This is a genomic window from Cedecea neteri (assembly GCF_000758325.1).
GTDB classification, from domain to species: Bacteria; Pseudomonadota; Gammaproteobacteria; order Enterobacterales; family Enterobacteriaceae; genus Cedecea; species Cedecea neteri_B.
In genome coordinates this window covers 1,299,358-1,314,100 of record NZ_CP009459.1, presented here as the reverse complement: position 1 = coordinate 1,314,100, position 14,743 = coordinate 1,299,358, and the positions used below count along the sequence as shown (strand labels likewise).

The following is a 14,743-nucleotide window of genomic DNA, read 5'->3' as shown; positions in this document are numbered from 1 at the left end:
TTAAAGAGCAAATACTTCGCAGTACACCGTCACCGGTACACTCTGAAGTAAGTTTTGGTGCATGAAATGATGGTGGAGCTAAGCGGGATCGAACCGCTGACCTCCTGCGTGCAAGGCAGGCGCTCTCCCAGCTGAGCTATAGCCCCATCGATTTCGTAAAAACCTTATTTCCACCTCAATTTTTCACTGATCAAGGCGCAACTTAGCGACGCATACTGAGGTATGCGAGTCTGAGGTGCAACGCAGAACAGGGGAAAATTTGGTAGGCCTGAGTGGACTTGAACCACCGACCTCACCCTTATCAGGGGTGCGCTCTAACCACCTGAGCTACAAGCCTATAAGGTTTTACTGCTCGTTTTCTATCAGACAATCTGTGTGAGCACTACGCGGGTTGTATCTATTAGGTAAGGAGGTGATCCAACCGCAGGTTCCCCTACGGTTACCTTGTTACGACTTCACCCCAGTCATGAATCACAAAGTGGTAAGCGCCCTCCCGAAGGTTAAGCTACCTACTTCTTTTGCAACCCACTCCCATGGTGTGACGGGCGGTGTGTACAAGGCCCGGGAACGTATTCACCGTAGCATTCTGATCTACGATTACTAGCGATTCCGACTTCATGGAGTCGAGTTGCAGACTCCAATCCGGACTACGACGCACTTTATGAGGTCCGCTTGCTCTCGCGAGGTCGCTTCTCTTTGTATGCGCCATTGTAGCACGTGTGTAGCCCTACTCGTAAGGGCCATGATGACTTGACGTCATCCCCACCTTCCTCCAGTTTATCACTGGCAGTCTCCTTTGAGTTCCCGGCCGAACCGCTGGCAACAAAGGATAAGGGTTGCGCTCGTTGCGGGACTTAACCCAACATTTCACAACACGAGCTGACGACAGCCATGCAGCACCTGTCTCAGAGTTCCCGAAGGCACCAAAGCATCTCTGCTAAGTTCTCTGGATGTCAAGAGTAGGTAAGGTTCTTCGCGTTGCATCGAATTAAACCACATGCTCCACCGCTTGTGCGGGCCCCCGTCAATTCATTTGAGTTTTAACCTTGCGGCCGTACTCCCCAGGCGGTCGACTTAACGCGTTAGCTCCGGAAGCCACGCCTCAAGGGCACAACCTCCAAGTCGACATCGTTTACGGCGTGGACTACCAGGGTATCTAATCCTGTTTGCTCCCCACGCTTTCGCACCTGAGCGTCAGTCTTTGTCCAGGGGGCCGCCTTCGCCACCGGTATTCCTCCAGATCTCTACGCATTTCACCGCTACACCTGGAATTCTACCCCCCTCTACAAGACTCAAGCTTGCCAGTTTCGAATGCAGTTCCCAGGTTGAGCCCGGGGATTTCACATCCGACTTAACAAACCGCCTGCGTGCGCTTTACGCCCAGTAATTCCGATTAACGCTTGCACCCTCCGTATTACCGCGGCTGCTGGCACGGAGTTAGCCGGTGCTTCTTCTGCGAGTAACGTCAATCGCTAAGGTTATTAACCTTAACGCCTTCCTCCTCGCTGAAAGTACTTTACAACCCGAAGGCCTTCTTCATACACGCGGCATGGCTGCATCAGGCTTGCGCCCATTGTGCAATATTCCCCACTGCTGCCTCCCGTAGGAGTCTGGACCGTGTCTCAGTTCCAGTGTGGCTGGTCATCCTCTCAGACCAGCTAGGGATCGTCGCCTAGGTGAGCCATTACCCCACCTACTAGCTAATCCCATCTGGGTTCATCTGATGGCAAGAGGCCCGAAGGTCCCCCTCTTTGGTCTTGCGACGTTATGCGGTATTAGCTACCGTTTCCAGTAGTTATCCCCCTCCATCAGGCAGATCCCCAGACATTACTCACCCGTCCGCCGCTCGTCACCCAGGAGCAAGCTCCCCGTGCTACCGCTCGACTTGCATGTGTTAGGCCTGCCGCCAGCGTTCAATCTGAGCCATGATCAAACTCTTCAATTTAAAAGTGTTTGATGCTCAAAGAATTAAAACTGTTTATAAAATCAGTAGTCACTCTTCAAGACTTGATATTTATTTGCATCCGAAGATGCTGAGATATCAATCCTGCGAGTGCCCACACAGATTGTCTGATAAATTGTTAAAGAGCAGTGCTACTTTCTCAGTAGCGCGGGCTGTGCATATTACGCTTTCCCGCTGCGTAGTCAAGCATTTATTTTTCGCTTCACTCCGCCTGACACGCCGCTTTGCAAGCCGTTGTTCCGTGTCAGTGGAGGCGCATTATAGGGAGTTCTTCGGCGGTGACAAGCGTTTATTTAAAAAAACTTTCTGACCGCATTCTTTTTCGCCAACCCGCTTATTTACAACGCTATTTGGTGCTTAACTGTGCAATTTCACGGGCAAATCGGGCTACCTGCGGCCAATCGGTATAAACCACTTCTTTACTTGTATCCGTTTCACCGTCGGTCATTTTCATAATTAAGCGGATCATGAAGCGGTCCAGCCAGCCATAACGCGGGTAACGCAATGCACCGGCAAACACGGCACAATGATCGGGCTGCCAAACCGAGTTAAGCAAAAACTTACGGGTGTAAGGGTTTGTCTGCGGCGAACGTTTCTCTGGTTTACGGGCAACAAGGTTGACCGCGAAAAATGCACTCGCGCGCTCCTTCAACTGCAACTGATACTTCTTCACGAACGTCTCAACAGAGGCATGGAAATGGCCGTAGCGAATAGAAGCGCCAATGATCACCCGGTCGTAATTCGCCCAGGTAATTTCCTCGCAGCGATGAAGATTGACCACATCACTCTCCACGCCCAACTCTTTCAGTTCAGAAGAGATATAAGAAGCAATCTCACGAGTTTGACCATCTCGGGTCGAAAACAGAATTAAGGTTTTCACACAGGCTCCGGTTACTCGCGCCAGAAAGTAGGCGTGAACAGTACTAGCAGGGTAAATACTTCAAGGCGGCCAAACAGCATATTCACAATCAGGATCCATTTGGCCACGGGATTCATGCTGGCAAAGTTGTCGGCAACGACGCCAAGGCCCGGGCCCAGGTTATTGAGCGTTGCAGCAACAGAGGCAAAAGCAGAGAAGTCATCGACACCGGTCGCGATGATAGCCAGCATACTGACGATAAACACCAGCGCATAAGCAGAGAAGAATCCCCATACCGCTTCAAGGATTCGTTCCGGCAAGGCCCGGTTCCCAAGCTTGATGCTGTAAACGGCATTCGGGTGCACCAGGCGTTTCAGCTCGCGGTTACCTTGTTTAAACAGCAGCAGGATACGAATCACTTTCAAGCCACCGCCGGTAGACCCGGCGCAGCCACCAATAAAGGCAGAGCAAAGCAGCAATACCGGCAAGAATAGCGGCCAACGAGCGATGCTGTCCGTGGTAAAGCCCGCGGTGGTCGCCATCGACACGACCTGGAAGAAAGCCTGGTTCAGCGTCTGCCAGGCTGACTGATAGGTATTATGGAACCAAAGCACCAGCGTGCAGACCAGAACCAGCGAGAGCTGAACGCCGATAAACATCCGAAACTCCGGATCGCGCCAGTACACCTTGAGGCTGCGCCCGCTCAGCAGGGAAAAGTGCAGGCTGTAGTTACAGCCAGAGATCAGCAGGAAGATGGCAATGATGGTATTGATGGTTGGGCTATTGAAGTAGCCCACGCTCGCATCATGTGTCGAGAAGCCGCCAATGGCAATAGTAGAGAAGCTATGCCCGATAGCGTCAAACGCCGGCATCCCCGCGAACCAAAGCGCCAGCGCGCAGGCAATCGTCAGCAGGACATAAATAAGCCACAGCGTCTTTGCCGTTTCGGCGATACGCGGGCGCATTTTGTTATCTTTAAGCGGCCCCGGCATTTCTGCCCGATACAGCTGCAGCCCACCGACGCCAAGAATAGGCAAGATGGCCACCGCCAGGACGATGATCCCCATCCCGCCGAACCATTGCAGCATTTGCCGATAGAAAAGAATCGCATGAGGTAAAGAGTCCAGCCCCACCAGCGTTGTCGCACCGGTCGTTGTCAGGCCAGAGAAGGATTCAAAAAAGGCGTCTGTTACCGTCAGATTCGGCCGCTCGGCAAAGACAAACGGCAACGCACCCACGCTACCCAGCACGGTCCAGAACAGCACAACGATCAGGAAACCTTCTTTGGGTTTGAGATCTCTTTTTTCGCGGCGGTTCGGCCACCACAGTAAAGAGCCTATCGCCAGCGCAACAAAAAAGGTTTGGGTAAAGGCGCGGCCGGCACCGTCTCGATAGATTAGAGCCACTAAGCCGGGGAGTATCATGGTTCCGGAAAAGAGGATAACCAACAGGCCAACGATTCGGGTAATGGCGCGAAAATGCATTTCAGCCGCTTCCTTAAATATCTATAAATAACGAGGTGGGATTATTGTTCAAACGGCAATAAATGCAACGCACCGCGGCTAAAGTCACTCAACCTGCCGCTGAAGGCAGCCAACTGGGTTTGCGGCAATGCGACTCGCAGAGCAACGATGGCCTGGAAGTCGCTTTCCACGATGAAGCCATCGCTTTGCTTGAGCAGCGCTTCCACACCCGCCAGCTGCGAATAGTCGCACCGCAAAGTATATTCGGTTAACGGCACTTTGAGCACTGTCGTAAGCTGGTTCAACGCCAGCTGTACACCGCCGCCATAGGCTTTCACCAGGCCACCAGTGCCAAGCTTAACCCCACCGTAGTAGCGCACCACCACCGCAGTGATTTCACCAATACCCTTCCCCATCAGTTGGGCTAGCATGGGCTTTCCTGCGGTGCCAGCAGGTTCTCCGTCATCTGAGAAACCTAGCTGCTGCGAGTCATCCGGCGCGCCAGCGACCCACGCCCAGCAGTGGTGGCGGGCGTCCGGGTGTTCAGAGCGGACTTTCTCAACAAACGCTTTCGCCGCTATGACCCCGTCCGTATGGGCGACAAGGGTAATAAAGCGGCTTTTCTTGATCTCCTCGCTGACCGTGACAGGCTCAGCGGGGATTGGCCAGCTTTCCATTACGCGAGCTTCAGGTTACGCGTCATGTTTTCGATGCTGTTTTCATAGATAACGACGTTATCTTCAATGCGGATGCCGCCAAACGGCTTCAGGGCTTCAATACGCTTCCAGTCGAAGTGCTTGCTGTACTGCCCTTCACGCCACGGTGCCAATAGCGATTCGATAAAGTACAGACCTGGCTCGATGGTCAGCACCATGCGAGGTTCCAGCACGCGGGTACAGCGCAGGTAAGGATGCTGCGAAGGTGCAGCCAGATGTGTCCCGGTATCGTCCTGCATAAACCCGGCTACATCGTGAACCTGCAACCCAAGCGGATGCCCGATGCCGTGCGGCATGAACGGGGTAGTAATCCCGGCTTCCAGCATCGCCTCTTCACTGATGTCGTTCACCAGCTTGTGGCGACGCAGCAGCTTAGCCAGACGCTGATGGAACTGGATGTGGTAATCGGTATAACGCACGCCGGACTTCATAGTATCAATCAGCGCCAGTTGCTCTTCGTTCACGTCTTTAATCAGGTGGGCGAAATCGCTGTCGCTTTGTGTCGTCCAGGTCCGCGTCAGGTCTGCAGCATAGCCGTTATATTCTGCGCCAGCGTCCAGCAGGAAGCTGCGGATTTCTGCCGGTACGCGATGATCCAGCTTAGTGTAATGCAGCACCGAAGCATGCTCATTGAGCGCCACGATGTTGCCATACGGCACATCGGTATCGCGGTGACCGGTCGCCGTCAGGTAAGCGATGTTAATATCAAACTCGCTCATACCAGACAAGAAGGCTTCGTGCGCAGCACGGTGACCAACGACTGCCGTTTTCTGAGCTTCGCGCATGCAGGACAGTTCATAGTCCGTTTTATAAGCGCGATAATAATGCAGATAATCGATAACCCCTTTCGGGTTGATGTTAGCTGGCGTGATATCCAGCTGTAATGCACGCTCTGGCACCGGGCCAATGTAGCCAATATTGCCGCGTGCGGCAGGTAGCTGGCTGCCGATACCGTCGGCTTTTGGCAGCGCAATCACTTCAATATCATCAGTCCAGAAGGATTCCGGCAGCGGCTCCACGTTGTGCCAGTAATCCACCGGCAGATAGAACCACAGCTTCGGCTTATTCACGCCGTCCACCAGCAGCCAGCAGTTAGGCACCTGAGTCACCGGCACCCAGGCCTTAAACTGCGGATTTACTTTAAACGGATAGGCATGATCATCGAGGAAGACATTGAACAGCTCCCCGGAGTGAATAAGTAATGCATCAAGGTTAAAACGCGCCAGAACGTTGCGGGTACGCTCCTGTAGCGTTGCCACATGATCTTTATACAGCGCGGCCAGTGATTCCATAATTTATCCTTCTGTTTTTGTCTCTGTTCGCATCGCATCTTAGCATACCGGACAAACCACCGAGTTATTTCCGCCGCCTGTGATCGAGTTTGCAAATATTTAAAGAGAAATTTGCATTTCATTAACATCAATTCCACACTCCGCTTCATCTGGTACGACCAGATCCCATTGCTGGATTCAGGAGACTGACATGCTCTACCAAGGTGAAACCCTACATCTCGACTGGCTGGAAGACGGCATCGCCGAACTGGTTTTTGATGCCCCCGGCTCCGTCAACAAGCTGGATACGGCGACCGTCGCCAGTCTCGGCGAAGCGCTGGCCATACTTGAAAAACAGCCTAACCTCAAAGGCCTGCTGCTAAGTTCCAGCAAATCCGCCTTCATCGTTGGCGCCGACATTACCGAATTCCTGTCGCTGTTCCTGGTCCCTGCCGAACAGCTGACCCACTGGCTGCAATTTGCCAACAGCGTGTTTAACCGCCTGGAAGATCTCCCCGTCCCAACCATCGCTGCGGTGAATGGCTATGCGCTGGGCGGCGGATGCGAATGCGTTCTGGCAACCGATTATCGCCTGGCAACGCCGGATACCCGCATTGGCCTGCCGGAAACCAAGCTAGGCATCATGCCGGGCTTTGGCGGTTCCGTTCGACTGCCGCGTTTATTAGGTGCAGATAGCGCGCTGGAAATTATCACTGCTGGCAAAGATGTTAGCGCTGCAGAAGCGCAAAAACTTGGCCTAGTTGATGGTGTGGTAAAAACCGAAAAACTGCGCGATGGCGCCCTGGCAGTCCTCCGCCAGGCGATCAAAGGCGAGCTGGACTGGCAGGCAAAACGCGCCCCGAAACTTGAGCCGTTACGCTTAAGCAAAATCGAAGCCGGTATGAGCTTCACCATTGCTAAAGGCATGGTGGCGCAGATCGCCGGGAAGCATTACCCAGCGCCAATGACTGCGGTAAAAACCATTGAAGCCGCCGCCGGTCTTGGCCGCGATGAAGCCCTGAAGCTGGAAACCCAAAGCTTTGTGCCGCTGGCTCGCTCCAATGAAGCCCGCGCGCTGGTCGGCATCTTCCTGAACGATCAGTTTGTCAAAGGCAAAGCGAAAAAACTCACTAAAGATATCGAAACCCCTAAACACGCGGCCGTACTCGGCGCGGGTATTATGGGCGGCGGGATTGCTTATCAGTCCGCCTGGAAAGGCGTGCCGGTCTTAATGAAAGACATTAACGAGAAGTCGCTGGCACTGGGCATTAATGAAGCCAGCAAGCTGCTGAACAAACAGCTTGAGCGCGGCAAAATTGACGGCATGAAGCTGGCGCAGGTGATTTCGACCATTCAGCCAACGCTGGAATACGCCGGGTTCGATCGTGTAGACGTTGTCGTTGAAGCCGTAGTTGAAAACCCGAAAGTGAAAAAAGCAGTGCTGGCAGAAACCGAAGATAAGGTTCGCCCTGATGCCGTGCTGGCTTCCAACACCTCAACCATCCCGATTAGCGAACTGGCCAGCGTGCTGAAACGCCCGGAAAACTTCTGCGGAATGCACTTCTTCAACCCGGTGCATCGCATGCCGCTGGTTGAAGTCATTCGCGGAGAAAAAACCTCAGACGCCACCCTCGCCAAAGTTGTGGCATGGGCAAGCAAGATGGGCAAAACCCCTATCGTGGTCAATGACTGCCCGGGCTTCTTCGTCAACCGCGTATTGTTCCCCTACTTTGCAGGCTTTAGCCAGCTGCTGCGCGACGGCGCGGATTTCCGCCAGATCGACAAAGTGATGGAAAAACAGTTCGGCTGGCCGATGGGCCCTGCTTATCTGCTGGACGTGGTTGGAATTGATACCGCCCATCACGCACAGGCGGTCATGGCCGCAGGCTTCCCGCAGCGTATGAGCAAAGATTATCGCGACGCGATCGACGTTCTGTTTGATGCCGGACGCTATGGCCAGAAAACCCAACAGGGCTTCTACCGCTTTAAAGAAGACAGCAAAGGTAAACCGCGCAAAGAGCAGGACGAAGCTGTTGATAGCCTGCTGGCAGACGTGAGTCAGCCTAAGCGCAGCTTCAGCGAGGAAGAAATTATCGCCCGCATGATGATCCCAATGGTCAACGAAGTGGTTCGCTGTCTCGAGGAAGGCGTGATTGCCAGCCCGGCAGAAGCCGATATGGCGCTGGTTTACGGCCTCGGATTCCCTCCGTTCCACGGCGGCGCGTTCCGCTGGCTGGATACCCTGGGCAGCGCGAAGTATTTCGATATGGCGCAGCAGTACCAAAACCTCGGCCCGCTGTACGTCGTGCCTGAAGGCCTTAAGGCCAAAGCATCACGCAACGAGCCGTACTATCCCCCGGTCGAGCCAGCCCGCCCGGCCAGTGATCTGAAAAGCGCCTGAGGAGTGAATATGGAAAAGGTTGTTATTGTTGATGCCATCCGTACGCCGATGGGCCGCTCGAAAGGCGGCGCGTTCCGCAACGTACGCGCTGAAGATCTGTCGGCGCATCTGATGCGCAGTATCCTGTCCCGCAACCCGGCGCTCGAAGCCGCCGCGCTGGATGATATTTACTGGGGCTGCGTCCAGCAGACGCTTGAGCAAGGTTTCAATATTGCCCGCAACGCGTCGCTGCTGGCAGAAATCCCTCATTCGGTGCCTGCCACCACGGTGAACCGCCTGTGCGGTTCTTCCATGCAGGCGCTACACGATGCAGCACGCATGATTCAAACCGGCGATGCGCACGCCTGCCTGATTGGCGGCGTGGAGCATATGGGCCACGTGCCGATGACCCACGGGATTGATTTCCACCCAGGCCTCAGCCGCAACGTGGCAAAAGCCGCAGGCATGATGGGCCTGACGGCTGAAATGCTCTCCCGCCTGCACGGCATCAGCCGTGAAATGCAGGATCAGTTTGCCGCTCGTTCACACCAGCGTGCCTGGGCTGCCACAGAAGCCGGCCACTTCAAAGCGGAAATTATGCCGACCAGCGGTCACGATGCCGACGGCGTTCTGAAGCGCTATGACTTCGATGAAGTGATTCGCCCGGAAACCACGGTTGAAGGTCTGGCTGCGCTGAAACCTGCGTTTGATCCGGTCAACGGCACCGTCACCGCAGGCACATCTTCAGCGCTGTCCGATGGTGCATCCGCGATGCTGTTGATGAGCGAGACACGCGCCAAAGAGCTGGGTCTGAAAATCCGCGCACGCGTTCGCTCTATGGCCGTCGTCGGCTGCGACCCGTCCATCATGGGCTACGGCCCGGTGCCAGCATCCCGGCTGGCGCTGAAAAAAGCGGGCCTGACCGCGCAGGATATTGACCTGTTTGAGATGAACGAAGCGTTTGCAGCCCAGATCCTGCCGTGTATTAAAGATCTGGGGCTGATGGATAAGATCGACGAGAAGATCAACCTGAACGGCGGTGCGATCGCGCTGGGCCACCCGTTGGGTTGCTCCGGCTCGCGTATCAGCACCACGCTTATCAACCTGATGGAGCGTCGCGACGCGCAGTTTGGCCTGGCTACCATGTGTATTGGCCTGGGTCAGGGCATCGCAACCGTATTCGAACGCGTTTAATAAAAAACGAAACTGAGTTTAGTTGCCGTGTTTCCCGCCTGTCAGGGGCGGGTTTTTTATATCTGAAAGATAAAAAAAACCACCGACGATGCGGTGGCTTATTCTGACGACGAACGCCCTTAAATAAAGGAGAAAGCGTCGCCGAACATATGTTCAACCAGCGCCCCGCGCTCGTTGCAGAACAGTTCACGGGCAATTTTCGCCATTTCGAAACGGCCTGCGATATAGATATCGTGCCCGCTCAGTGAAGCGTGATCCTGCATAACGGCGGTGAGCACAGTCCCGCTCCGGCCACGCCAGCCTTCTTCCGGCTGCTCCACCACGGCTTCAACACGCAGATTTGGATGCTGCAGAGTTAACCCTTCCAGCTCGGCCAGATCGTAAAGATGCTTCTCTTCACGCCCACCCCAATAGATTGCAATCTCACGCTCAGGGTTACGCGCCAGCGCCGTCAGCAGAATAGAACGGACGTAAGAGAACCCAGTGCCGCCGGCAATCAGGATAAGAGGACGATCTTCGTCTTCACGCAGCCACGCATCACCGTGTGGCATATCGATCACAATTTCCTGTTCTTTCAGAATACGGTCCATGACCGCCATGGCATAGAGGTTGAGCTCAGAGGCACCAATATGTAGCTCAATGAACTCACGCTCGCTCGGCGTGGAAGCCATAGAGAACGGGCGCTTATCCCGCTCATCCATTACCACCATCAAATACTGCCCGGCCTGGAATGAGAAATCGCCTTCCGGCAGCAATCGAACGCGATATACCGTGTCGGTTATCGCTTCTACCGAGGTCACTTTACAGCTTAAGGTTGTCATGCGTCCCCTCTGTCGGGTCAATAATGCTAAACCGTAAAGGTCGCCGCTCAGGCGCCTTTGTCGTTATCAAAAATAGCCAGTTCATCCCAGATTGCATCAATACGCGCGCATACCTCAACATCTTTCTTGATTGGGCGCCCCCATTCACGCTGGGTTTCGCCCGGCCATTTATTGGTGGCGTCCAGTCCCATTTTAGAGCCCAGCCCGGAAACCGGGGAGGCAAAATCCAGATAGTCTATCGGCGTGTTATCTACCAGCACCGTATCACGGGACGGATCCATGCGCGTAGTGATCGCCCAGATAACATCGTTCCAGTCGCGCGCATTAACGTCGTCATCGCATACGATAACAAACTTGGTGTACATGAACTGACGCAGGAACGACCAAACCCCCATCATCACTCGCTTAGCATGCCCGGCATACTGTTTTTTGATCGTCACTACCGCGAGGCGGTATGAACACCCTTCAGGCGGTAGATAGAAATCAATAATTTCCGGAAATTGCTTTTGCAGGATGGGCACCAGCACTTCATTCAGCGCCACACCCAACACAGCAGGTTCATCCGGTGGGCGACCGGTATACGTTGAATGATAAATCGCATCCTGCCGCTGAGTGACATGGGTTACGGTGAATACAGGGAAGCTATCCACTTCGTTGTAGTACCCCGTATGGTCGCCATATGGGCCTTCCGGTGCCATTTCACCAGGCTCAATGTAACCTTCCAGCACAATTTCCGCACCTGCAGGAATTTCAAGATCGTTGGAGATACATTTCACGACCTCAGTTTTTGTCCCACGCAGCAGCCCGGCAAAAGCATATTCGGAAAGCGTATCCGGCACCGGCGTCACAGCGCCAAGAATAGTTGCAGGATCTGCGCCTAGCGCTACGGAAACAGGGAAACGTTCTCCGGGGTGAGCCTCGCACCACTCCTGGAAATCCAGGGCACCGCCGCGATGAGATAACCAGCGCATAATCAGCTTGTTTTTGCCAATCAGCTGCTGGCGGTAAATACCGAGATTCTGGCGCTCTTTATGCGGGCCGCGGGTGACCGTTAATCCCCAGGTAATCAGCGGGGCGACATCTTCCGGCCAGCAGCGCATGATCGGAATGCGATTAAGATCGACTTCATCTCCTTCCCAAACCTGTTCCTGGCAAGGTGCATTACGCAGACGTTTCGTCGGCATATTCAGAACTTGTTTGAACTGCGGCAGCTTATCAAACAGGTCGCGGAAACCTTTTGGCGGCTCCGGCTCTTTTAGGAAGGCCAGCAGTTTCCCGACTTCACGCAGGGCTGTGACATCTTCCTGCCCCATGCCCATCGCTACGCGTTTCGGCGTTCCAAACAGGTTACATAGCACCGGCATGGTGTAACCTTTCGGGTTTTCAAACAGCAAAGCCGGGCCGCCAGCTCGCAGCGTGCGATCGGCAATTTCGGTCATTTCCAGATTCGGATCGACAGGCAATGCGATACGTTTGAGTTCGCCCTGCTGCTCAAGCAGCGCAAGAAATTCGCGTAGGTCGTGGTATTTCATGCAATTTATCGTGACGTCGGATTTGGCCGTCATTATACGGACTTCACCGCCGGCATGCTGTATTTTTGTTAAATTAGCGTGAAACCAGCTGCCTGCGGCCGCTTCTGGACAGGTTATACTGAAGCTGTGTATCTCTGCGAAGGGCGTTTTGTTATTCTGACGCGCTTAAGCGGGCAAAAAGAGAAATTATGCAATCCTGGTATCTTCTTTACTGTAAACGTGGTCAATTACTGCGCGCCAAAGAGCATCTTGAGCGCCAGGAAGTTAATTGCCTTACACCAATGATCACGCTGGAAAAAATGGTGCGTGGTAAAAGAACTGCGGTCAGCGAGCCTCTGTTCCCTAATTATCTGTTTGTCGAGTTCGATCCGGAATCCATCCATACCACCACGGTGCATTCCACCCGTGGCGTCAGCCATTTTGTTCGCTTCGGCGCGCAGCCGGCAACGGTTCCGGAAACCGTGATTGATGAGCTGATGCACTTCCAGGCAGAGGATATCACCGACCCGGAAACACCGTACCCCGGCGACAGCGTGGTGATTACTGAAGGGGCGTTCAAGGGATTAGAAGCCATCTTCGCTGAACCAGACGGCGAAGCCCGCTCGATGTTGCTGCTGAACTTACTGAACAAGCAGGTGCAGCAAAGCATCAGGAATACTGACTTCCGCAAGGTTTAATGCAAAAAGGCCAGCAAATGCTGGCCTTTTTCTTCCCGAATCGCAACTAGCGCTGCATCTGCTCATCGTGCAGCCATTGGGCAACACGTTTTGAGAAGTACGTCAGCACGCCATCCGCGCCAGCACGCTTAAAGCACATCAACGATTCCATAATGGCCGGTTTCTCGGCCAGCCAGCCGTTCTGAATCGCAGCCATATGCATGGCATATTCGCCGGATACCTGATAAGCAAAGGTAGGTACGCCAAAGGTGTCTTTCACGCGGCGCACAACGTCGAGGTAAGGCATCCCAGGTTTAACCATCACCATGTCAGCCCCTTCCTGCAGGTCTTGCGCTACTTCCTGCAAGGCCTCATCGCTGTTAGCCGGGTCCATCTGGTAAGTCTTCTTATTGCCACCCTTCAGGTTACCGGAAGAGCCAATGGCATCGCGGAACGGGCCGTAGTAACAGGAAGCATATTTTGCGGCATAGGACATGATCTGGGTATTCACGAAGCCATCAGCTTCTAACTGTTCCCGGATTGAGCCAATACGTCCATCCATCATATCGCTAGGCGCAACGATTTCGGCCCCGGCTTCAGCATGGGAAAGTGCCTGACGAACCAGAATCTCGCGGGTGACGTCGTTGATCACATAGCCATCAGCGTCAATGACGCCATCCTGCCCGTGGGTGGTGTACGGGTCCAGGGCAACGTCAGTCAGCAATCCAAGCTCAGGCACAGCATCTTTCAGCGCACGCACAGCGCGCTGTACCAGGCCATTTGGGTTATAGGCTTCTTCTGCATGCAGCGATTTCCCGTCGCTTTCAATGACCGGGAACAAAGAGAGCACCGGTACACCCAGCTTCGCGACCGCCTCTGCTTCTTTCAGCAGTTGATCGATAGTCATGCGATAAACACCCGGCATTGACGGCACTTCCTGCTGCTGGTTGTGGCCTTCCATGACAAACACAGGGTAAATAAGGTCGTTTACCGTCAGTTGGTTTTCAGCCACAAGGCGGCGGCTGAAGTCATGGCGGCGTACGCGGCGCATACGGCGCCCGGGAAACGTACCGGGAAATGCATAGCTCATTTAACTTTCTCCTGATTAAAACCCAGTCGGAATAACCGACGAGCATTGTCATCTGTTACCTGCGCAAGCCAGGCCGGGTCTTCACCGCGCCATTCGGCGACCTTATTCAGGATATGGGGCAGATAACAGGGTTCGTTGCGGCGGGACGCAGGTTTTGGTTGTAGATCCCGGGGCAACAAATAGGGCGCATCGGTTTCCAGCAGCAATTGCTGAGCGGGGATAACCGGTAGTAACTCTCTTAATGCCAGGCCACGGCGCTCATCGCAAACCCAGCCGGTAATGCCGATAAACAACCCGCGAAGCAGGCAATCGCGGGCTTCCTCTTCAGTTCCGGTAAAACAGTGCAGCACCACGCCAGGCAGCTGATCCAGCCAGGGATCAAGTAACGTAAGAAAACGTTCGTGTGCATCCCGGCAGTGCAAAAATACAGGCATCATCAGCTCCGCGGCCAGCGCCAACTGGGCGGTGAAAGCATGCTCCTGCTCTGCCGGAGTGGAGAAGTTACGGTTAAAATCCAGACCGCATTCTCCGATAGCGACGACCTGGGGTGCCGCCGCTAAACGGCGGATGGCGTCCGCAGTTTCGTCATTCCACTGGCTGGCATCATGGGGATGTACTCCGGCGGTGGACCAGCAGTTTTCATATCGCTGCGCCATGAGTAACGCTTGTTCACTTTCATGGAGGTTGGTGCCGGTCAACATCATGCCACTCAGGCCAGCCTGCCATGCGCGTTCGACCACATCCTCGTGATCTTTTGCGAATTGAGAACTGGTTAGATTCACGCCAATATCAAACATC

The 14,743-nt window shown here is 54.2% G+C and carries 11 protein-coding genes, 2 tRNA genes and 1 rRNA gene; 3 read left to right on the top strand and 11 right to left on the bottom strand.

All coding sequences use genetic code 11. The annotated features are described in order from the left end of the window. Positions 1-70 precede the first annotated feature (70 nt). The 7 genes from LH86_RS06180 to pepQ all read right to left on the bottom strand — a co-directional run bounded on the left by LH86_RS06180 (position 71) and on the right by pepQ (position 6,293). A tRNA-Ala gene (locus tag LH86_RS06180) sits at positions 71-146 on the bottom strand. Positions 147-260: 114 nt separating this feature from the next. Continuing rightward, positions 261-337: transfer RNA gene (locus LH86_RS06175), tRNA-Ile, on the bottom strand. A gap of 68 nt (positions 338-405) precedes the next feature. Then, a 16S ribosomal RNA gene (locus LH86_RS06170) occupies positions 406-1,945 on the bottom strand. A gap of 364 nt (positions 1,946-2,309) precedes the next feature. Further along, positions 2,310-2,843 (bottom strand): menaquinone-dependent protoporphyrinogen IX dehydrogenase, encoded by a 534-nt coding sequence (gene hemG, locus LH86_RS06165; RefSeq protein WP_039299348.1) that lies wholly within the window; start codon positions 2,841-2,843, stop codon positions 2,310-2,312. Positions 2,844-2,854: 11 nt separating this feature from the next. Next, entirely contained in the window at positions 2,855-4,306 is a 1,452-nt protein-coding gene (gene trkH, locus LH86_RS06160; protein WP_008455438.1) for a Trk system potassium transporter TrkH, read from the bottom strand. Positions 4,307-4,347: 41 nt separating this feature from the next. Further along, positions 4,348-4,962 carry an IMPACT family protein gene (locus LH86_RS06155; protein WP_039299345.1) on the bottom strand — a complete coding sequence of 205 codons (615 nt, stop codon included), beginning with the start codon at positions 4,960-4,962 and terminating at the stop codon, positions 4,348-4,350. Continuing rightward, positions 4,962-6,293, bottom strand: coding sequence for a Xaa-Pro dipeptidase (gene pepQ / locus LH86_RS06150; RefSeq protein ID WP_039299344.1), 1,332 nt, complete (start codon positions 6,291-6,293; stop codon positions 4,962-4,964). Before pepQ ends, LH86_RS06155 begins: the two co-directional genes overlap by 1 nt. 190 nt (positions 6,294-6,483) lie before the next feature. Here pepQ and fadB point away from each other — a divergent pair, with 190 nt between their 5' ends. Both fadB and fadA read left to right on the top strand, forming a co-directional pair. Then, complete coding sequence (gene fadB / locus LH86_RS06145; RefSeq protein ID WP_039299342.1) at positions 6,484-8,673, top strand: fatty acid oxidation complex subunit alpha FadB; 2,190 nt, start codon at positions 6,484-6,486, stop codon at positions 8,671-8,673. Between the two features lie 9 nt (positions 8,674-8,682). Beyond that, entirely contained in the window at positions 8,683-9,846 is a 1,164-nt protein-coding gene (gene fadA, locus LH86_RS06140) for an acetyl-CoA C-acyltransferase FadA (RefSeq protein ID WP_039299340.1), read from the top strand. A 119-nt stretch (positions 9,847-9,965) separates the two neighbouring features. Here the strand turns inward: fadA and fre are convergent, their stop codons facing one another. Together fre and ubiD are read right to left on the bottom strand one after the other, a co-directional pair. Further along, a complete protein-coding gene (gene fre, locus LH86_RS06135) occupies positions 9,966-10,667 on the bottom strand; it encodes an NAD(P)H-flavin reductase (protein WP_039299338.1) in 702 nt (233 codons plus the stop codon). 47 nt (positions 10,668-10,714) lie between these two features. Further along, the gene (gene ubiD / locus LH86_RS06130) at positions 10,715-12,208 is read right to left on the bottom strand and encodes a 4-hydroxy-3-polyprenylbenzoate decarboxylase (protein ID WP_139827497.1); all 1,494 of its coding nucleotides are present in this window, start codon (positions 12,206-12,208) and stop codon (positions 10,715-10,717) included. A 179-nt stretch (positions 12,209-12,387) separates the two neighbouring features. Between ubiD and rfaH the strand changes: the two genes are divergently transcribed. Continuing rightward, the gene (rfaH, locus tag LH86_RS06125; protein ID WP_039299332.1) at positions 12,388-12,876 is read left to right on the top strand and encodes a transcription/translation regulatory transformer protein RfaH; all 489 of its coding nucleotides are present in this window, start codon (positions 12,388-12,390) and stop codon (positions 12,874-12,876) included. A gap of 46 nt (positions 12,877-12,922) precedes the next feature. Here rfaH and hemB read toward each other — a convergent pair whose 3' ends face one another. Both hemB and tatD read right to left on the bottom strand, forming a co-directional pair. Beyond that, entirely contained in the window at positions 12,923-13,945 is a 1,023-nt protein-coding gene (hemB, locus tag LH86_RS06120; protein ID WP_039299329.1) for a porphobilinogen synthase, read from the bottom strand. After that, on the bottom strand, positions 13,942-14,742 hold the full coding sequence (gene tatD, locus LH86_RS06115; RefSeq protein ID WP_039299325.1) for a 3'-5' ssDNA/RNA exonuclease TatD: 801 nt from the start codon (positions 14,740-14,742) through the stop codon (positions 13,942-13,944). Before tatD ends, hemB begins: the two co-directional genes overlap by 4 nt. Between the last annotated feature and the right edge of the window lies 1 nt (position 14,743).